At 63.6% G+C, this 18502-nt stretch carries 19 protein-coding genes; 8 read left to right on the top strand and 11 right to left on the bottom strand.

Annotated elements, in window-relative coordinates; translation table 11 throughout:
• Window positions 1-40 precede the first annotated feature (40 nt).
• Window positions 41-307 carry a BrnA antitoxin family protein gene (locus LB519_RS17005; protein WP_024503962.1) on the top strand — a complete coding sequence of 89 codons (267 nt, stop codon included), beginning with the start codon at window positions 41-43 and terminating at the stop codon, window positions 305-307.
• A 17-nt stretch (window positions 308-324) separates the two neighbouring features.
• Here the strand turns inward: LB519_RS17005 and LB519_RS17000 are convergent, their stop codons facing one another.
• From LB519_RS17000 to LB519_RS16960, 9 genes are all read right to left on the bottom strand, one after another.
• Window positions 325-681, bottom strand: coding sequence for a cupin domain-containing protein (locus LB519_RS17000; RefSeq protein ID WP_024503961.1), 357 nt, complete (start codon window positions 679-681; stop codon window positions 325-327).
• A gap of 9 nt (window positions 682-690) precedes the next feature.
• Window positions 691-2073, bottom strand: a complete 1383-nt coding sequence (locus tag LB519_RS16995; RefSeq protein WP_064992541.1) for an NAD(P)/FAD-dependent oxidoreductase — start codon at window positions 2071-2073, stop codon at window positions 691-693.
• A 28-nt stretch (window positions 2074-2101) separates the two neighbouring features.
• A complete protein-coding gene (locus LB519_RS16990) occupies window positions 2102-3211 on the bottom strand; it encodes an ABC transporter ATP-binding protein (protein ID WP_224620657.1) in 1110 nt (369 codons plus the stop codon).
• Window position 3212: 1 nt separating this feature from the next.
• Window positions 3213-4001 (bottom strand): ABC transporter permease, encoded by a 789-nt coding sequence (locus tag LB519_RS16985; protein ID WP_027160917.1) that lies wholly within the window; start codon window positions 3999-4001, stop codon window positions 3213-3215.
• Window positions 3998-4906: an ABC transporter permease gene (locus tag LB519_RS16980; RefSeq protein WP_224620656.1), complete on the bottom strand. Its 909-nt coding sequence runs from the start codon at window positions 4904-4906 to the stop codon at window positions 3998-4000. The genes LB519_RS16985 and LB519_RS16980 overlap by 4 nt, the downstream gene beginning before the upstream one ends.
• 24 nt (window positions 4907-4930) lie before the next feature.
• Window positions 4931-6010: an extracellular solute-binding protein gene (locus tag LB519_RS16975; protein ID WP_023809407.1), complete on the bottom strand. Its 1080-nt coding sequence runs from the start codon at window positions 6008-6010 to the stop codon at window positions 4931-4933.
• Between the two features lie 3 nt (window positions 6011-6013).
• Window positions 6014-6706 carry a helix-turn-helix domain-containing protein gene (locus LB519_RS16970; protein WP_224620655.1) on the bottom strand — a complete coding sequence of 231 codons (693 nt, stop codon included), beginning with the start codon at window positions 6704-6706 and terminating at the stop codon, window positions 6014-6016.
• 133 nt (window positions 6707-6839) lie between these two features.
• A complete protein-coding gene (locus tag LB519_RS16965) occupies window positions 6840-7934 on the bottom strand; it encodes an ROK family transcriptional regulator (RefSeq protein ID WP_013530471.1) in 1095 nt (364 codons plus the stop codon).
• A gap of 57 nt (window positions 7935-7991) precedes the next feature.
• Window positions 7992-8642: an SGNH/GDSL hydrolase family protein gene (locus LB519_RS16960; RefSeq protein ID WP_063173756.1), complete on the bottom strand. Its 651-nt coding sequence runs from the start codon at window positions 8640-8642 to the stop codon at window positions 7992-7994.
• 353 nt (window positions 8643-8995) lie between these two features.
• On the opposite strand from LB519_RS16960, the gene LB519_RS16955 reads away from it, so the two are divergent.
• The 5 genes from LB519_RS16955 (at window position 8996) to LB519_RS16935 (ending at window position 14338) form a co-directional block, all read left to right on the top strand.
• Window positions 8996-10042 (top strand): substrate-binding domain-containing protein, encoded by a 1047-nt coding sequence (locus tag LB519_RS16955; RefSeq protein ID WP_395316698.1) that lies wholly within the window; start codon window positions 8996-8998, stop codon window positions 10040-10042.
• An 81-nt stretch (window positions 10043-10123) separates the two neighbouring features.
• Window positions 10124-11635 (top strand): sugar ABC transporter ATP-binding protein, encoded by a 1512-nt coding sequence (locus LB519_RS16950; RefSeq protein ID WP_127365995.1) that lies wholly within the window; start codon window positions 10124-10126, stop codon window positions 11633-11635.
• Between the two features lie 9 nt (window positions 11636-11644).
• Complete coding sequence (locus tag LB519_RS16945; RefSeq protein WP_013530475.1) at window positions 11645-12607, top strand: ABC transporter permease; 963 nt, start codon at window positions 11645-11647, stop codon at window positions 12605-12607.
• Window positions 12608-12610: 3 nt separating this feature from the next.
• Complete coding sequence (locus LB519_RS16940) at window positions 12611-13564, top strand: ABC transporter permease (protein WP_013530476.1); 954 nt, start codon at window positions 12611-12613, stop codon at window positions 13562-13564.
• A 90-nt stretch (window positions 13565-13654) separates the two neighbouring features.
• Window positions 13655-14338, top strand: a complete 684-nt coding sequence (locus LB519_RS16935) for an SGNH/GDSL hydrolase family protein (protein WP_013530477.1) — start codon at window positions 13655-13657, stop codon at window positions 14336-14338.
• Between the two features lie 147 nt (window positions 14339-14485).
• On the opposite strand, the gene LB519_RS16930 is transcribed toward LB519_RS16935, so the two are convergent.
• Window positions 14486-14854 carry a hypothetical protein gene (locus tag LB519_RS16930; protein WP_224620654.1) on the bottom strand — a complete coding sequence of 123 codons (369 nt, stop codon included), beginning with the start codon at window positions 14852-14854 and terminating at the stop codon, window positions 14486-14488.
• A 105-nt stretch (window positions 14855-14959) separates the two neighbouring features.
• Window positions 14960-16063, bottom strand: a complete 1104-nt coding sequence (locus LB519_RS16925) for a histidinol-phosphate transaminase (RefSeq protein ID WP_013530479.1) — start codon at window positions 16061-16063, stop codon at window positions 14960-14962.
• A gap of 130 nt (window positions 16064-16193) precedes the next feature.
• Between LB519_RS16925 and LB519_RS16920 the strand changes: the two genes are divergently transcribed.
• Window positions 16194-16967 carry an SDR family NAD(P)-dependent oxidoreductase gene (locus tag LB519_RS16920; protein WP_013530480.1) on the top strand — a complete coding sequence of 258 codons (774 nt, stop codon included), beginning with the start codon at window positions 16194-16196 and terminating at the stop codon, window positions 16965-16967.
• Between the two features lie 207 nt (window positions 16968-17174).
• Entirely contained in the window at window positions 17175-18497 is a 1323-nt protein-coding gene (gene hisD, locus LB519_RS16915; RefSeq protein WP_224620653.1) for a histidinol dehydrogenase, read from the top strand.
• Window positions 18498-18502: the final 5 nt, after the last annotated feature.

Raw genomic sequence — 18502 nt, 5'->3', positions numbered from 1 at the left:
GCTACGTCGCGCACGAATCATCCTCAGTCAGGGTCATCCAATGGCAAATCCCCCGCGCCGACCGACAAATCCGATGGCGGCCGCCGAGGCGGCTTTCAAGCCGGTGAAGAAGCCGGCTGCCCCGGTCCGAGAGCCCACGGCCGCTCCAGGCGTCAGGGAGCTTGTTTCGATCCGAATCGACCGCGCCGTGCTGGACCATTTCCAGGAGGATGGACCCGGCTGGCAGGACCGCATCAACGACGCCTTGCGGCGTGTGATAGAAGGCAAGCCGATCGTTACCGGGGGTGATCGTTCAGACGACGAGTAGCGGCTGTTCCAGCCGGCTCACGCTTCGAAGTGCAGGATGTAGAGCTTCCGCGTCTTCTCGTGGATCGTCCATTCGCCTTTCCAGCCTTTCGGCAGCACCAGCATTTCGCCCGGACCAACGTCCTCGCTGCGGCCATCGGGACCATGCAGCGAGACCCGGCCTGACACGATGTGGCAGGTTTCGGAATTGGTCTCGCGCGAGGCCGTGAAGCGGCCCGGCGTGCACTCCCAGACGCCGACTTCCAGTGCGCCATCCGGCGAGGTCCACAGCGTCGTCGAGGCTTCGAACTGATCGCCGCTGATCGAGGTCGGCTTGGGCTCAGCCTCGCCGAGGTCGATGGAGGCGAGGTGGGCGAAGGTCTGGAAGTCGGTCATGGCAGTCTCTCAATGTCCTGTGATGCGGTCGGCGATCGCGGCCAGTTTCGACGTGTGCTGGAGGCCGGCTTCCTCGCGCTCATCGGCGACGCGATAGAGCTGATACATCGAGTGGACGCCGAGCCAGCGCATCGGCTCGGGCTCCCATTTGCTGACCTTTCGGTTGACCCAGGGCAGGCGGGTCAGTTCGGTGTCGCGGCGCAGGATAAGGTCGCGCAGCGTGCGGCCCGAAAGGTTGGAACTCGAGACGCCGAGCCCGACATAACCGCCGGCCCAGCCGATGCCGGTTTGCGGATCGAGCCCTGCCGTCGTGCACCAGTCGCGCGGCACGCCCAGCACGCCGCACCAGGCGTGGTCGATGCGAAGCTTCGCAGTCTGCGGCAGCAGCCGTGTGAGGATCGCGTGCAGGCTTTCGATCGTGGCCTGCTGCGTTTGGCCGCGCACATCCGTTTGCGAGCCGTAACGATAGGGTACGCCGCGTCCGCCCATGGTGATGCGGCCTTCCCTGGTGCGCTGCGCATAGCAATAGGCGTGCGCGGAGTCGCCCAGAAGCTCATGGCCCTCCCAGCCGATCTCGTCCCACAGTGATTGCGGCAGCGGCTCGGTGATGATCTGCGCGCTGTTGAGCGGCAGCCAGAGCCGTTCATTGCCTGGTATGCCGGCCGTGAACCCTTCCGTGGCACGGATGATGATCGGCGCGCGCACGGTGCCGCGGTTCGTCGTGACCTTGCCCTTCTCGATGCCGGTCACGGTGGTCTGCTCGTAGATCGGCACACCGAGCCGCTCGACGGCTTCGGACAGGCCGCGCACCAGCTTGGCCGGCTGCACACGCGCGGTGCCGTGGTGGATATAACCGCCAAGCACATTCCTGATGTTGATGCGGGCCTTGGCCTCTGCCTGGCCGATCAGGCTGACACGCTCGCTCGGCACGCTCCAGCCGATCGCATCGGCATAGGCGGCGTTGATCCGTTCGAGCTGCGGCGGGTTGGTCGCCACCGTCAGATTGTCGACGCGGCGGATGTCGGCATCGATGCCTTCGGCTTCGGTCACCTTGATCACTTCGTCGACCGTGCCATGCATGGCCGTTTCCATGTCGATGACAGCGCCGCGCGTCGAGGTCTGCAGATATTTCTCGCGCGACCAGCTGAAGCCGCCGGACAGCCAGCCGCCATTGCGGCCCGACGCGCCGAAGCCGGCGAACTCCCGCTCGACGATGGCGATGCGGATCGATGGATCGGCCTTCTTCAGGTAATAAGCCGTCCACAGGCCGGTGTAGCCGGCGCCGACGATGCAGACATCGGCTTCGAGATCGCCCGGAAGCGGCGCGCGATAGGCCGGCAGGCCGATGTCGGCATACCAGAACGAGACGTTGCCGTTGACTTTGGCGTCCATGTCTAAAAATCCTGCGGGGAAAGAGCGATCAGGTCATCGTCATGTCGGCGCGATCGTCGTCGGCAAGAAGTTTTGCATCGACGACCGACCAGCGCAGATCGACCGTGTCACCAATCGAGAACGGTGTGGCTTCCAGCGACGAGCGTACGATGGCGACCGAGCCGTCGCGCAGCGTCACCTGGTATTTCGAGCCGGAGCCCAGATAGATCGCCTCGCTGATTTGACCGGTGAGGCTGTTCTGCCCGGCGGCGGGAGGCGTGTTGGTGCCGGCAAGCAAAAGCTTCTCCGGCCGCAGCAGGACCACCGGTTTGCGGCCGCTGGCGAGCTTGCCGTTGGCCACGATCTTCTGGCCGGCGATCGTCAGGCTGGTCTCGCTTCCGGACGTCTGGGCGGTGCCACGCAAACTGGTCGATTCGCCGATGAACTTGGCCACGAACAGGGTCGTTGGCTCGTCGTAGAGCTGGCGGCCGGTTCCGACCTGTTCGATGCGGCCCTGATTGAAGACGGCGATGCGGTCGGACAGGACCAGCGCCTCTTCCTGGTCGTGCGTCACATAGACGAAGGTGGTGCCGAGTTCGCGGTGGATGCGCTTGATCTCTAGCTGCAGCCATTCGCGCAATTTCTTGTCGAGCGCGCCGAGCGGTTCGTCCATCAACAGCAGCGGCGGATCGAAGACGATGGCGCGCGCCAGCGCCACGCGCTGCTGCTGGCCGCCGGAAAGTTCGGAGGGATAGCGATGCGCGAAGTCGGACATCTTGACCATGTCCAGCGCGCGCACGACGAGACGGTCGCGCGCCTGCTTGTCCATGCCGCGCAAGGTGAGGGGATAGGCGACGTTCTTGCCGACCGTCATATGCGGAAACAGCGCGTAGTGCTGGAAGACAACGCCGATGTTGCGCTTGTGGGCCGGCAGGGCGACGATGCTTTTGCCGCCAACGGCGAGGTCGCCGGAGGTGAGGTCGGTGAAGCCCGCCACGACGTTGAGCGTCGTGGTCTTGCCCGAGCCGCTGGGGCCGAGCAGCGTCATGAACTCGCCCGGCTCGATATGCAGGCTGACATCGTCGAGTGCGGTGAAATTGCCGTAGCGCTTGGTTGCGCCCTTGATGTCGATGGCCGCGCCGCGTTTCCTCGCAGTCATCTCAACTCCTCGTCGATTTCGAGCTGATGATCAGCCCGGCGCTGATAATCAGCGTCGTGGCAATGAAGATGATGGTTCCGACGGCCGTCACCGTCGGATCGGCGTCGCGGGTGATGCTGGTGAAGATCTGCACCGGCAAGGTCTTCAGGTAGGGACTGGTGATGAACAGCGCGACGATGATCTCATCGAAGGAGGTGACGAAGGCAAACAAAAGCCCGGACAGGATGCCGGGCGCGATCAGCGGCAAGGTCACGGTGCGGAATGTGGTGAAGCGGTTGGCGCCGAGGCTTGCCGCCGCCGTCTCCAGCCGCGCGTCGAAGACTTCGAGGCTTGCCGACACGGCGATGATGACGAAGGGGATCGCCAGCATCGTATGTGCGATTACGAAGCCGGTGGTGGTGCCGACGAGCTGGTAATCAAGGTAAACGGCATAGATGCCGATCGCCAACACCACGCCGGGCACGATCATCGGCGTGATCAGGATGGCGCGCAGCAGGCCGGCGCCGGAATGTTTCATGCGGCTGAGGCCGAGCGACGCCAGCGTGCCGATCAGCGTGGCGGCGACGGCGACGAGGCCCGCGACCCTCAGCGAATTGAAGAAGCTCGACAGCCAATCGGGGTTGGTGAAGAAATTCTCGTACCATTGCCAGGAGAAACCGGACGGCGGGAAAGCGAGCGACTTCTTCTCGTTGAATGACATCGGGATGATGACCAGCGTCGGCATCACCAGCCAGACGGCGACAAGCAGGCAGAACAGACCGAGCAGAAGGCGGGATGGTGCCAGTCTCATGATCTGGACGCCTGCTTGTGGCGCTGGCGCATCAGCGGGGCGGCGAGCGCCAGAAGCACGAAGGTCGCGACCAGCAGCACGACGCCCATGGCGCCGCCGCGGCCCCAGTTGAGCAGGCTGAGCACCTGGCTCTGCACCAGCGTCGACAGCATGGTGCTGCGCGGGCCGCCGAGCAGGGCAGGCGTGATGTAGAAGCCGAGCGACAGGATGAAGACGATGATGGCGCCGGCGAAAACGCCGGGCAGCGACAGCGGCAGATAGATTTGCAGGAAGGCGCGTGCCGGGCGCGCACCAAGGCTGCGCGCCGCCTGCACGAGGCGCAGATCGATGCCGCGCATGACCGAATAGAGCGGCAGGATCATGAACGGCAGCAGCACCTGCGCCATGCCGATGACGACGCCGGTCTGCGTGCGGATCAGCTTCACGCCGTCAAAGCCGAGCAGCCTGATGACCGAATTGATGATGCCGGAATCCTGCAGCAGGATGACCCAGGCCAGGGTGCGCACCACGCCGCTGACCCAGAACGGCACCAAAACGCACAGGATGAGGACCAGCCGCAGGCGCGGTCCGACCGCCGTCATGAGATAGGCATAGGGGTAGGCGGCGATGACGCAAACGATGGTGACCCAGGCTGCGATGGAAAAGGTGCGCCACAGGACGGTGACGTTCACCGGGGTGGAAAAGAACCAGACATAGTTCTGCAAGCCCCAAGATGGGTCCGAGAAGCTGCGCAGCGTGACGGTCAGCAAGGGATAGCCCATCGCGGCGATGAGCAAAGCCAAGGCGGGCATCGCCAGCAGCGAAGGATAGGCAGCAAGGTGCGGGCGCCGCTGCGGCGCCCGCACGGCACCTGGCGGCCGAGGATGATCACCCCCGGCCGTCGGCGTATGCGATGTCTGGCTCACGCCGTCACCTCAGCGGTAGCCGGCTCAGTTGCCGGCCATCAGCGCTGTCCACTTGTCGGACGCGGCGGCGAAGTTGGCGACCCAGAACTTGATGTTCTGCTGATAGCCGAGCTTGGCGTGGTCCGGCGTGTTGGTCAGAAAGGCGGCGACGGATGCGTCGACCTTCGGCTGTGCCTCGTTGTTGATCGGCGAGTAGGAGGTCTGCTCGGTCAGGATCTCCTGCGACTTCTTGCCGAGATAGGCGTTGATCAGCGCGTAGGAAGCGTCGGTGTCCTTGGCGCCGACCGGGATGGTCAGCTGGTCCATGACGACCAGCCAGTCCTTCCACACCGGCGTGTAGGCAGCGCCGTTCTTGACCGCCGTCATGGCGCGGCCGGTCCACATGATGATCATGTCGGCCTCGCCGGATTCGGCGAGCTGCTGGGATTCTGCGCCCGTCTTCCAGAAGATGGTGTCGGGACCGATCGCCTTGATCTTGGCGATGCCCTTGTCGATGTCGGCCGGCGTCATGGCGTCGACCTTGCCGCCGTCTGCCAGGATGGCCTGTTCGATCAGGCCGCCGAGCGGGCTGCCGCTGCCGTCGATGGCGCGGGTGCCGGGAAATTTCGCGGTGTCGAAGAAGTCCTTCCAGTCCTTCGGCGGATTGTCCTTGTACGTGTCGTTCTTGTACATCAGGACCATGCCGTAGTTCATCGCCGGCACGCTGCACTCGCCGACCTGTCCGGGCGGGATGTGCGAGATGTCGAGCTTGGTCAAATCCAGCTTCTGGAACAGTTTTCCGCAATGCACGAAGGGCGGAAAATCGTCCGTATCGACGACATCCCAGGTCACATTGCCTGATTCGACCTGCGCCTGGAGCTTGGCGATTTCGGTCGGCCCGTCATTCAAAAGCTTGACGCCGCTCTTGTCGACGAATTCCTTGAGGGCGGCGACCTGGCCGTCCTGGTAGATGCCGCCATAGGAGACGAAGGTCAGCGTCTTTCCCTTCAGCGAGCCGTCCACCACGGTCCCGGCCGGCGGTGCGTTCTGCGCGTGAGCGGCGGCCGCAAGCAAGGCCAGTGCGGCGGCGCCGACGAACCCGGCCAATCTTGATCTGCTTCCCATTTTCTAACCCTCCGATGGCTCGCTGTTTGATTTTGGTAGGCCGGGCGCGAGCGTTTTCCGGGCTACATATTGGTCGAGGTCGACGGCGCCGCTGGTCGGCGGCGCAATGATCCACAGCACTTCGGCCACCGTATCGCCGACATTGATCGTCCGGTGGGGCATCGAGGTCGAATATTCGATGCTATCGCCCTCTTCGAGGGTGAAGCTCTCCTCGCCGAGGGTCAGTTGCACGCGTCCGCGCAGCACGAGGAACATCTCGCTCGCGTTGCCGTGCGTGTAGGGCACGTCGCCGGTCGAGCCGCCGACGGCGAACTCGCCGCAATAGACTTCCATCTCGCGGATCGGCCGGCGCGACAGCAGCGTCTTGCGGTAGCCTTCGCTGGTCGGCAGCGCCGGCCGCTCGCTGCGTGTCAGCACCGCGTGCGGCGACACTTCGCATTCGTCGAAAAGATCGGCGAGGCTGATGCCGAGTGCATTGGCAATCAGCATCAGCGTGCTGGCGTTGGCGCCGGAAAGGCCGCGCTCGAGCTGGCTCAGGAAACTGGCGGTGGTGCCGATCATGTCGCCGAGCTGGCGCAGCGTCAGGCGCCGCGTCGTGCGATAGGCCTTGATCCGATCGCCCAATACCGTCGAGCGGCGCGCTTCGGCGCTGGTCGCGGCATTGTCGTTGAGTGCGTGATCCGCAGCGATTTTCATGGCGATCTCAGGGTTCACTTAACATGCTATTAAGTGGGGCGTCCTGGCAAGCGGATTCGCCTGGTCACCTGAAAATCATCGATGGACCTGCAGAGGGGCATGATCGGCCGACCGGCAACCCGGTTCAGCTCGATCACTGGATCATGAAGCGCGAACTGAATGGCAGGCTTGCCGCGCCGACGGCCTTCGGGCTGATGGTGACGCGCGCCGGCAGCGCTTCGATGCCGGGGAATTCCCGGCCGATGTCGTCGCACAAGGCCTCGGCAATCTTTTGCGGCGCATAGCTGGACAGGACGACCGTCCTGAACTCGACAAACTGGGTCAGCGCGGAGATCGACGCTTTCAGGCGGTCGGAACACTCGCCCAGCCATGCGCTGTAGGCCTCGCCCAGATCGGGCCACTCAGGGCTGCTGCTCCAGATGATTTCGGACGGGCGCCCGCGCATGGCCAATTCGCTCTCCAGGCGCATCAGGCCGTGATCGAAGCTGGCGCTGGAGTTTCCCTTGTAGATCTGGTGGTTGAGGATGAGCCTGCTCTGCAGCCGTGCTCCGAGATAGAAGAACAGATAATCGTTGAGCGGCTTTGCGACGCCGAACATGCTCTCGCCGCCGGCTGCCGCTGTGATGTCGTTCTGCACGAAAACTGGCAGCTTGATCTGTTCCTCGATCTCGGCCTGCAAGGCCTTGAGCGAGGTGCTCGATCCGTTGCGGGTTGCAGCCATCGTGTCGACATCGTCGGGAACCGCCAGGCCGATGCCGGCAACCCGGCTGCGCGCCTCGACCGGCAGGCTGGTCATGGCTTGCCCGATCGCGCCGAACAGATCGCTGCTTTGCGGAAACGGATTGGCTTCATCCGCCGGCAACTGCGTGTGGAAGCGCACCGTGCCGATAAAGTCGATAAGCGCGATGTCGATCCTGCGCCGGCTGAAGCCGACGCCAACCGCATAGGCGCCCTCCGGGTTGAGCGAAAGCGGGATCGTCGGCGGCCCGACGCGGCCGCGCTGCGCCTCGCCCTGCGAGACCAGGCCTTCCTGCTCGAGCGAGCGAACGATGACCGAAGCCGTCTGCGCCGACAGGCCGGTCTTCTCGCCGATTTCCATCCGCGAAATGCCTTCGTTCTGAAGCAGCAGGGATAACACCAGCCGCTCGTTGTAGCTGCGGACGCTCAATGCATTCAGCCCGCTCGCACGATCGGCGATGCGCAAGGGATTGGGTGGTGCGAATCTCATGTCAGGCAAAGGTCGCCCCGTCGGTAAGAGCGCGTTGCCTGGCGGCGGTATGGTTGCTCATGTCGAGCGGCTCCAGCCGATGGCATCGACCGCGCGGGCGAGCGCGGTGCCCAGCAATCTGTGCGCCTCGGCATCGATGTGAAAGCCGTCCGCTTCGCTGCACGACACCACCGAGCCGGCATCGAAAAAGTGGAGTTCGAGCGAGTCCGCCAGAACCTCGAACTCGAGCGCGAGCAGGCGCGATTTCTCCGGCGCGCCGGCGAATATGGACTTCCATTCCTTGACGTCGTCCTGCATCGGCGGCGGCGCCACGATCATGATTTCGGGCGTGGTGCCGCCCGGACCGGGCGCCAGCTCCTTGATGTCGTAGACGAGGCAGCCGATGCCCATCGCCACTTCCGACGGCGGCTTGTTGAAGCGGATCTTGAGATCGTTGGTGCCGAGCATGATGATGACGAGGTCGAGCGTCGCATGGCTCTGCAGGCAAGGACGAAGATAGGTTCGGCCGTTCTTGTGGGCGCCCTCGATCGGGTCGTCGTGGACGGTGGTGCGGCCGCTCAACCCCTCCTCGATGACATACCAGTCAGGGCCCAGCTGAGAACGCAATATGCCCGGCCAGCGTTCACCCGGACCATAGCGCTCGAGCGGCCCCCTGCCGGGGATCTGGCCGTGCGTGTTGGAGTCGCCGTAGCACAAGACTGATCGCATGTTTTTCCCGCCGGGACAGACTGCGCGCCGAAGCCGGCGAGCGCCATTCATGATGGATAGTGGAGCGGTGAAAGGCAAGCAAGGGAATAGTCATTCAACCTGACTAACTATTGACAGGGCGAATCCGCTGTGCTTCTAAAGTGCCCGGAGGAGTTCTCGACCGTCATCATCGTCCAGCAGAAGTTGGGCTTCGACACGCATGTGTTCGGGGGCGGGAGAATTGCGCGCATCGGTCGGTTTGTGACGGGGGCATGCATTGGGAGAGCGTCTCGTGGCCATACGAATTTGTAGGCCGGAGCAACCACAAGGAGGAGTGTTCAATGTTAGGATTGCTGAAAACCGTCGGCCTGGGGATGCTCGTTGCGTCCACGCTTGCCGTGACGTCCTTGGCGCATGCGCAAGACGTCAAGCTGATGGACGGCGTGGCGCCGCGCCCCGACGACACGCGCATGACCGCCGCCGGTGCGTTCAAGAAGGACCCGCCCTGGGTCATCGGCATGAGCGACTTCGGTGTCAACGCAAACACCTGGACGGTGCAGGTGGCGCATGAGGCGGAGAACGCCGCGGCCAAGGACAAGCGCATCTCGAAATTCATCCTGCTCGATGCCGGCTTCGACCAGAAGAAGCAGGTGGCCGATATCGAGGACCTGATCGCACAGCATGTCGACGCCATCATCGTTCAACCGGTGACCAGCACGTCGGCCAATGCCAGCATCGCCAAGGCGGTCGCCGCCGGCATCCCGGTCATCCTTCACACCGGGCGTATCGATTCCGACGCCTACACCACCGAAATCCAGGGCGGCGCCGAGCACTTCGGCAAGGTGATGGGCGACTGGCTGGTGAAGACCGTCGGTGACAATGGCAAGATCTGGGTCCTGCGTGGCCTGGCCGGCCATCCGGAAGACACCAACCGCTACAACGGCCTCCTGGAATCGCTCAAGGGCACGCATGTGCAGATCATTGCCGAGGAGCATGGCGACTGGCAGTACGACAAGGCCAAGAAGCTGTGCGAGACGCTCTATCTGAACAATCCGCAGGTCGACGGCATCTGGTCGTCCGGTGCCGACATGACGCGCGCCTGCGTCGATGTCTTCAAGCAGTTCGGCACACCCATTCCGCCGATTTCGGGCGAGGGCAACAATGGCTATTTCGGCCAGTGGATTACGGATGGGTTCAAGTCGATCTCTCCGGAATACAGTCCCGCCCAGGGCGCTGCCGGCGTGCGCGCCGCCGTTGCCCTTCTGGAAGGCAAGCAGCTCTACAAGCGCTATGTCTACAATCCCGACGGATGGGACCAGGACAAGGCCAAGAAATACTATCGCGACGACCTGACCGCCAATGTCTGGTGGCCAAGCGAACTGCCGGAAGACAAGCTCAAGGAATACTACGGCAAGAAGTGACGGCGCCGTGGCTGGCGGGGAGTGGACAAACATTCCCCGCAGGCCGTTCCATGTGTTGAATCCGGTTCGTTCGAGGGTTTCGTGACCAATCTTGTCGAGATGTCCCACATTTCGAAGGCATTCGGAGGGAGCAAGGCGCTCCACTCCGTTTCCCTCGACCTCAAGGCGGGCAGCGTCCATGCCCTGATGGGCGAGAACGGTGCCGGCAAATCGACGTTGATGAAGATTCTGGCGGGCGTGCATCAGCCCGATTCCGGCAAGATCTTCATGAGCGGCGAGAAGCTCGATCTGAAGTCGCCGCGCGCCGCGCTCGATGCCGGCATTTCGACCGTTTTCCAGGAGCATTCGCTGCTGCCCAATCTGTCGATCGCCGAGAACATGTTCCTCGGCCGGGAGCCGACGACCCGGTTTGGCTCGATCGACTATCCCGCGATGAAAAGCCAGACCGCCAGGGCGCTTGGCGAACTCGGCCTCACGCTCGACCCGTCGCAACTCGTTTCCAACCTGACGATCGCCGAGCGGCAATTCGTCGAGATCGCGCATTGCATCCAGGCCGACGCCAGCGTGCTCATCCTCGATGAGCCGACGGCGGCGCTCAACGCGGCCGATGTCGATGTGCTCAACCGCAACATCCGCCGGCTGCGCGACAAGGGAAAAGCCATCGTCTACATCTCGCATCGCATGGAGGAGATCTTCGAGTTGTGCGACACGGTGACGGTGCTGAAGGATGGCGCACTGGTCGGCACCAAGACGGTGTCCGAGATCACCACCGACGAACTCATCGCCATGATGGTCGGACGCGAACTCCAGGACCTTTTTCCCGATCGTACGGGCGATGTAGGCGATGAGATACTGCGCGTCGAAAACCTCAAGATCACCGAGACATCGCAGCCGCTCTCGCTGACTTTGCACAAGGGCGAGATCGTCGCCCTGGCCGGGCTGGAAGGGCAGGGCCAGCAGCGCTTCCTGCGATCGCTGATTGGCCGCTACCATCCCTTCGCCGGGACGATTTCCATCAACGGCAAGGCGCTGAAGATGCCGCTCCCGGCGTCGGCGGGCGTTCGGTATTTGCAGCAGCTGAAGGTCGGCTTCGTTCCCGAGGACCGCAAGGAAGAGGGGCTCTTCCTCGCTTTGCCGATCGCCCACAACATCGCCATCGGATTGCATTCGAGGCGCCCGGAACTTGCGCCGGCGCGGCCATATCGAAACGTCATCGCCCGCATGATGGAGGTCATGAACATAAAGGCGGCGGGCCTGTCGGCTGCGGTCGGTTCGCTGTCGGGCGGCAACCAGCAAAAGGTTCTGCTCGGCCGCTACCTTGCCGCCGATCTCGATCTTCTGCTGGTCGAAGAGCCGACGCGCGGCGTCGACATCGGCGCCAAGTCCGAGATCTACCATCTTCTGCGGGACTTCACCGCGAAGGGCGGCGCGGTGCTGGTGCTGTCGCGCGAGACGATCGAGCTGATCGGGCTCTGCGACCGCATCTACGTCGTCCATCACGACACGATCGTGGCCGAAATGCCGGCAGCGCAGGCGAGCGAACACAAGATTCTCGACGCGGCCCTCATGGGCGGCTCCACGCGCCAGCATTAGGGGCCTGCCATGGTTCGTTCGGTTTTCAACATCCTGAATGGCCGGAACACGCGGCAGGGCCTGTGGGGCCTGCCGCTGCTGGTCGCCTTGCTCATTTCGCTGTGGCTGACCGTCGAGACGACGCAGTTCGCCACGGCCGAAAACCTCTTCAACCTGGTTGCCCAGGCGATGCCGCTGATCATCGCGGCGATCGGACAGCTCGTCGTCGTGCTCATCGGCGGGCTCGACCTGTCGGTCGGCTCGGTCATCAGCTTCACCACCGCGGTGCTGGCGCTCGACCAGCCAGCGATTGTGTTGATCCCGGCGGTCTTCGTGCTGGCGGCAGTCATCGGGCTGATCAACGGTCTGGCGATCACCCGTTTCAACGTCCATCCGATCATCGCGACGCTGTCGACGCAGTACATCGTGCTCGGCATCACGCGCATCCTGCGGCCCGTCTCCGGCGGCACGGTGCCGGAGATCGTCATCGATGCCGTCTCGGGCAGTTTCCTCGGCATTCCCTATCCGGTTTTCTGGGGCATCGTCGTGATCCTGGCAGCGTGGAAACTGCTCTACGGATCCCGGTATGGGCTGCATCTGTTTGCGATCGGCGGCGGCATCGCGTCCGGCGCCGAGAGTGCTGCCCGCAATTTCGGCGTCTCCGACCGCCGCAACATCATCCTCGCCTATGTGATCTGTTCCTGTTTCGCAGCCGTTGCCGGTGTCTTCCTGGCCGGGCGCATCGTGTCGGGCGATCCGAATGTCGGGCTGCTTTTCGAACTCGATACCGTCACCGCCGTGGCGCTTGGAGGCACCCAGCTTTCCGGTGGCATAGGCAGCCTGCACGGCACCGTGATCGGCGCGCTGGTCATGGCGCTGCTGGCCAATGGCATGAACCTCGCCAACGTCTCGCCGTTTGTCCAGACCGCGATCAAGGGCGGCATCCTGCTGGCGGTGGTCGGGCTGCAATCCCGCAAGAAGATGGGGCTCTGAAAGATGGCTGCCGTTCTCGCAAATCCGATCGCCCGGCGCCTGCTGCGCATACCGCCGTCCTATTTTGTCTTCCTCGTGCTGCTGGCCACGCTGTGGGTCGCACGGCCGAACATGCTCAACCTCAACATCATGGGTATCTTCGTCAGGCAGATCGTCCCGCTCGGCATCCTGGTTCTGGGGCAGCTCGTCGTCATGCGGGTGAAGTCGATCGACCTTTCCGGCGGCGGCATCATCCTGCTCATCAACTATTTCATTTCGTCAGGCACTTTCCCCGGCGCGTCGATGCCTTTCTTCGTCGTGCTGGCGCTCGGTACCGGCCTCGTCATCGGCCTGTTCAACGGCTTCATGATAGGGAGCCGGCGGGTGTCGGCGGTCATCGTCACGCTGGCGGTCAGCATCATCCTGGTCGGGCTGGTGCAGTTCCTGTCGAGCGGCAATCCGCCCGGCGATGTGCCGAAGCTGTTCAACGACCTCTACAACACGAAATTCCTGTCGGTTCCGACGCCGGTGCTGTTCTGGGTCCTGCTGACCGCTTTGGTGTGGCTGCTGCTGTCGCGGACCGTCTTTGGCCGCTACGTCGCCTCGGTCGGGGAGAATGCCGAAGCCGCGCATTTTTCCGGCGTGCCGGTCCAGCGCACGGTGATCCTTGCGCACACGCTCGCCGGCCTGATCGCGGCGATCGCGGCCCTGGTACAGACCGGTTCGATCGCCGTCGGCAGCGTCCGTGTCGGCCTCGACCTGCCGATCCTGGCGGTCGCGGCAACGATCCTCGGCGGCGTCGTCTTCGGTCGCGGCGACGGTGGCGTCTGGGGACCTTTCTTCGGGGCGTTGTGCTTTGCTCTGCTGTTCGTGGTGATGACCGTGCTCGGCATCGACGAGCCCGGCAAGCTTATCGCGCAGGGCGTCATCATCCTGGGTGCCGCGATCTTCTACGGAGTGCGGGTGCGAAACCCCTGACCTGAGACGGCGAAAAGCAAGCCGACCGGCGTTCGCCGGGACCGACAAATCCACGCGTTCAGACAATTGCAAACAGATGGAGAAACATGGATGTCACCGCCAAAAAACATCATGTGCTACGGCGACTCGCTGACCTGGGGCTGGGTTCCGGTCAAGGAGGGGTCGCCGACCTACCGCTACCCCTATGACCAGCGCTGGACCGGTGTGATGGCGGCGGCGCTGGGAGGGGGCTACCACATCATCGAGGAAGGCCTGAGCGCGCGCACGACCTGTCTCGACGACCCCAACGATCCGCGCCTGAACGGGGCGAACTACCTGCCCTCGGCCATCGCCAGCCATCTGCCGCTGGACCTGGTCATCGTCATGCTCGGCACCAACGACACCAAGTCCTATTTCCGCCGGACGCCTTATGAGATCGCCAATGGAATGGCGAAACTGGTCGGGCAAATCCTGACCAGTGCCGGCGGCATCGGCACCCCTTATCCGGCCCCCAAGGCGCTGGTCATTGCGCCGCCGCCGCTGACCCCGATGCCCGATCCATGGTTCGAGGGCATGTTCGGCGGCGGGCACGAAAAATCCAGGGACCTGGCCAGGCAGTACAAGGCGATGGCCGATTTCATGAAGATCGATTTCCTCAATGCCGGCGATTACCTCACCACGGACGGTGTCGACGGAATTCATTTCACCGCCGCAAACAACGCCGATCTGGGACGCGCCGTCGCCGACAAGGTCAAGTCGATCCTCGAGCCGGGCCAGGTCAGCACCGCCGCTTGAAGCCGCCACGCCCGTCGGCTTGCGGCACACAGGCTCACGGCGCAGGTGTGTCGCAGGTTCCTCCGGCGATGCACATCGATGCGGGGCCGAACGATGCGTTTGGCCCCGCATTGATATGGCGCCCGGCGCCGGCAGATGTGCGTCGATCTAGGGGCTTGGCCTCGGAACATCATCGGCCGATGCTTTGGTTTGACGATCGAAGACGACCGCCAGGCCGTTCTTGACGGCAAGTGAGGCGACCATGTCGTCGAGCTCGCGATCGGGAATGGCGGGTTTGAGGACCTGCCGGATGGCCCGATAGGCCTGCTCGGTCGACACATAGTCATAGCGCTTTTTACGCGCTTCCACATATTGCTCGATGAGAATGCCCAATCGGCGGGCGGCTATGTCATCTGGCTGCTGCAAGGGAGCCTCCTCAAGCGTCGATCGTTTGCAGACCCCCCGGATGTAAAAACCCACGCTGCGAAAGTTAAGGCCTGCGGCTGGTCCGAAGCCAAATAAATACGCTGTGGTCATCGACGATCCGCACGGCAGCCAAGCCAAGCGTCGGTCAAGGCCTTGGGCGAAATAGGGCGGCAGCGATCGGCTCCCAAGCGCGGAGCGATCCGCCCAGACGTGCATTCATAACAGCGCCGACAGAGCGGCCATGAAGTGGTCGTTTTCCGAAGTCGAGCCGATGCTGACACGCACATAGGTGTCAAAGCCCTGCTGCTTCCACGGTTTGACGATGACCCCTTGCCGCAGCAGGCCTTCGACGAAGACGGAGGCATCCTGCCGGCAGTTGAAGAACAGGAAATTGCCTCTGGAGGCGGCGACGTCGAGGCCCTTGCTTGCCAGGAAAGTCTCGACGCGTTTTCTCTCCGCCCTGGCCAGAGCTACGACCCTGGCGAGGTGTTCTTCATCGGCCAGCGCCGCGAATGCTGCGGCCTGGGCCATGCCGTTGGCGTTGAAAGGCGTGCGGACGCGGTCCAGCAGCGCGCGCAGCTCCGGGTCGCCGACGATGCCGAAGCCGATCCGCAATCCGGCCAGGCCGAACGCCTTGGAAAAGGTCCGAAGCACGATCCAGGGCCGGTCGAGCTTTCCCAGATAGGGCAGGGATGACGCATAGTCGTCGCCCTTGGCATATTCGGCATAGGCTTCGTCGATGACGATCAGCGTCTCGTCGCTCGTCGCATCCAGAACCCTCGACAGATCGCCGCCGGAGAGCCAGCTGCCGACCGGGTTCATCGGGTTCGAGAACAGCAGCATGCGCGGCCGTTCGCGCACCGCCTCGACCAGCGCATCGACATTGATGGTCAGATCGTCGTTGACGACAACGCGCTTGACGGTAGCGCCCATCAACGTGGTGTAGTCCTCATGCAGCGGAAACGACGGATAGAGCGTGACGACGGCGTCGCCCGGCCGCAACACGGCGCGGCTGATGACGGAGAGAAGATCTTCGGAACCGTTGCCGAGGATAATCTGGTCCTCGGCGACGGCATATTTGTCGCCGATCGCCTGGCGCAGCTTGCGCCCGGCAGGGTCCGGATAGAGGCGGAACATCTCGGAGCCGGCATGCATCGTCGTGGCGAGGGTCGGGCTGGGCCCGAGCGGGTTTTCGTTCGAGCCCAGTTTGGCGATTCTGGCCGGTGCGTATCGTTTCCGCACCTCGTCAATGGTCAGTCCGGAATTGTAGGGCGACAGGCGGTTGACTTCGGTGCGGACCATATCCGAGGCTTTCGACACGGGCTGGCTCCTCTGCGGTGGATTTCGTCATCCGTACCGCAGCTGAAATGCTTTGTATATGCTTGTATATGTAAGCTGACCTGATAGTCTCTACGCCGAAGCGGAAACCGACACCGACCAGGAGGATCACATGCGCAACGCTTCTCTCTTCGATCTCTCCGGCAGGAAGGCGCTTGTCACCGGCGCCAGCCGTGGCATCGGGCGCAGCATCGCCGAAGCGCTGAGCGCTGCCGGCGCCGACGTCGCGGTCACGGCGCGCAGCCTGGCCGCGCTGGAGCACACGACGGTCGCCATCCGCGCGGCCGGTGGGGTGGCGCATGCCGTCGCTCTCGACGTCACCGATGTCGGCCGCTGCCGCGCAGCCACCAACGAGGCTGCCAGCCTGCTTGGTGGTCTCGACATTCTCGTCAACAATGCCGGGATGGAGGAGGTGCGGCCCTCGCTCGATGTCGACGAGGCGCTGTGGGACAGGATCGTCGACACGAATCTGAAGGGAGCGTTCTTCTGCGCCCAGGCCGCCGCGCGGCAGATGCGCGACGCCGGCCGTCCCGGCACCATCATCAACCTGTGCTCGCTGACGTCGGAAGTCGGAATCCCAACCGCGGTGCCGTATGGCTCGTCGAAGTCCGGCCTGCTCGGCATGACGCGGGCGCTTGCGGCCGAGTGGGCGGAGCTTGGCATAAGGGTCAACGCCATCGCGCCGGGCTATTTCAGGACGGCGATGACGGACGTTTTTTACAACAACGAGGCATGGCAGCACTCCATGCTGGCCAAGATCCCGCAACGGCGTTTCGGTGATCTCTCCGACCTGCATGGCATCGCCGTGTTCCTCGCTTCGGATGCGGCGGCCTACATAACCGGCCAGTCCATTCCGGTCGACGGCGGCTTTCTCGCCTCGATCTGATGAGGCAGGTTTGTCTCGGTAGTTTCGACGGGAAGGATGACGGAAAAATCGCTGGCGACCGTCACATAGACATGTATATACTTTTGGCCGAGTGAAGCCTCTCGACGGCTTTGATCCTTGTCCAGGGTCGACCTGTCGGCCCGCAGCATATGGCCGGCCTGCGCCAGCCGTGATTGCGTTCCAAGAGTTCCAGGAGAACGAGCAGCCATGTCCGACATCAGCTTCCACGATTTGTCATCCATCGATGCCGACCAGCGCGCCAGTCTGCTGAAGCGCGCCGAGGCCGATCTGACGGTCTTCGTCGAGAAGGTCCGGCCGATCATCCAGGCCGTCAAGGACGAAGGCGACGCCGCCTTGATCCGCTTCGCCAGGGAACTCGACAAGGCCAATGTCGCCGAGGGCGAGCTGCAGGTGTCGGAAGCCGAGTTCGACGCGGCGTTCGACAAGGTGGAAAAGGACGTCGTCGAGAGCATCCAGTTCGGCATCGACAACATCAGGCATTTCCATGAGGAGCAGAAGCCGGAAACGATGTGGCTCAAGGAAGTCCGGCCGGGCGCCTATGCCGGCGACCGGTACACGCCGATCGCTTCCGTTGCGCTCTACGTGCCGCGCGGCAAGGGTGCTTTCCCATCGGTGACGATGATGACGTCGGTGCCGGCGGTGATTGCCGGCGTGCCGCAAATCGCCATCGTGACGCCGCCGACATCGGATGGTTCGGTGGACGCGGCAACGTTGGTCGCCGCACGCCTCGCCGGCGTCGGAACCGTCTACAAATGCGGCGGCGCTCAGGCAGTTGCCGCCGTCGCCTACGGCACGGAGACGGTGAAGCCCGCGCTCAAGATCGTCGGCCCCGGCAGCCCCTGGGTGGTGGCGGCCAAGAGCGTGCTGTCGTCGGTCATCAACACAGGCCTTCCGGCCGGGCCGTCCGAAGCGATCATCTTTGCCGATGACAGCGTCGACGGCGGGCTTGCTGCGCTCGACCTGTTGATCGAAGCCGAACACGGGCCGGATTCTTCGGCCTATCTGGTGACGCACAGCCGCAAGGTCGCCGAAGCCGCATTGGCTGCAATCCCGGAGCACTGGTCGCGGATGACCGAGCAGCGTGTCGAGTTTTCACGCGCGGTGCTGACCGGCAAGCGCGGTGGCATTGTGCTGACCGGGTCGCTGGAAGACAGCTACCGCTTCATCAACGACTATGCGCCCGAACATCTCGAGATCCTGTCGAAGGAGCCGTTCGCGCATCTCGGGCGCATCACCGAGGCGGCTGAAATCCTGATGGGGCCGCACACGCCGGTGACGCTGGCCAATTTCGTGCTTGGACCCAATGCGGTGCTGCCGACCAGCCGTTGGGCGCGGACCTACGGGCCGCTTTCGGTGACGGATTTCGTCAAGCGCTCGTCGATCGGCTATGTCACCTCGGTGGCCTATCCGGAACTCGCTCTGCACGCCCGCAGGCTCGCCCGCTACGAGGGCTTCAGCTCGCATGAGAACGCGGTCTCGGAGATCCGCGACCGCTATCTTGCCGGCTGAGCGGA

It is taken from the genome of Mesorhizobium sp. AD1-1 (genome assembly GCF_020164655.1).
GTDB classification, from domain to species: domain Bacteria; phylum Pseudomonadota; class Alphaproteobacteria; order Rhizobiales; family Rhizobiaceae; genus Mesorhizobium; species Mesorhizobium ciceri.
This window is presented reverse-complemented; position numbering and strand designations above follow the sequence as displayed.

Excerpts from the sequence above, each read along its gene's own strand:
- LB519_RS16940 (WP_013530476.1), top strand. The coding sequence starts at position 12,611 with ATGGCTGCCGTTCTCGCAAATCCGATCGCCCGGCGCCTGCTGCGCATA.
- LB519_RS16935 (WP_013530477.1), top strand. The coding sequence starts at position 13,655 with ATGTCACCGCCAAAAAACATCATGTGCTACGGCGACTCGCTGACCTGG.
- LB519_RS16990 (WP_224620657.1), bottom strand. The coding sequence starts at position 3,211 with ATGACTGCGAGGAAACGCGGCGCGGCCATCGACATCAAGGGCGCAACC.
- hisD (WP_224620653.1), top strand. The coding sequence starts at position 17,175 with ATGTCCGACATCAGCTTCCACGATTTGTCATCCATCGATGCCGACCAG.
- LB519_RS16955 (WP_395316698.1), top strand. The coding sequence starts at position 8,996 with ATGCTCGTTGCGTCCACGCTTGCCGTGACGTCCTTGGCGCATGCGCAA.
- LB519_RS16970 (WP_224620655.1), bottom strand. The coding sequence starts at position 6,706 with ATGAAAATCGCTGCGGATCACGCACTCAACGACAATGCCGCGACCAGC.
- LB519_RS16995 (WP_064992541.1), bottom strand. The coding sequence starts at position 2,073 with ATGGACGCCAAAGTCAACGGCAACGTCTCGTTCTGGTATGCCGACATC.
- LB519_RS16930 (WP_224620654.1), bottom strand. The coding sequence starts at position 14,854 with ATGACCACAGCGTATTTATTTGGCTTCGGACCAGCCGCAGGCCTTAAC.
- LB519_RS16985 (WP_027160917.1), bottom strand. The coding sequence starts at position 4,001 with ATGAGACTGGCACCATCCCGCCTTCTGCTCGGTCTGTTCTGCCTGCTT.
- LB519_RS16920 (WP_013530480.1), top strand. The coding sequence starts at position 16,194 with ATGCGCAACGCTTCTCTCTTCGATCTCTCCGGCAGGAAGGCGCTTGTC.
- LB519_RS16960 (WP_063173756.1), bottom strand. The coding sequence starts at position 8,642 with ATGCGATCAGTCTTGTGCTACGGCGACTCCAACACGCACGGCCAGATC.
- LB519_RS16975 (WP_023809407.1), bottom strand. The coding sequence starts at position 6,010 with ATGGGAAGCAGATCAAGATTGGCCGGGTTCGTCGGCGCCGCCGCACTG.
- LB519_RS17005 (WP_024503962.1), top strand. The coding sequence starts at position 41 with ATGGCAAATCCCCCGCGCCGACCGACAAATCCGATGGCGGCCGCCGAG.
- LB519_RS17000 (WP_024503961.1), bottom strand. The coding sequence starts at position 681 with ATGACCGACTTCCAGACCTTCGCCCACCTCGCCTCCATCGACCTCGGC.
- LB519_RS16965 (WP_013530471.1), bottom strand. The coding sequence starts at position 7,934 with ATGAGATTCGCACCACCCAATCCCTTGCGCATCGCCGATCGTGCGAGC.
- LB519_RS16945 (WP_013530475.1), top strand. The coding sequence starts at position 11,645 with ATGGTTCGTTCGGTTTTCAACATCCTGAATGGCCGGAACACGCGGCAG.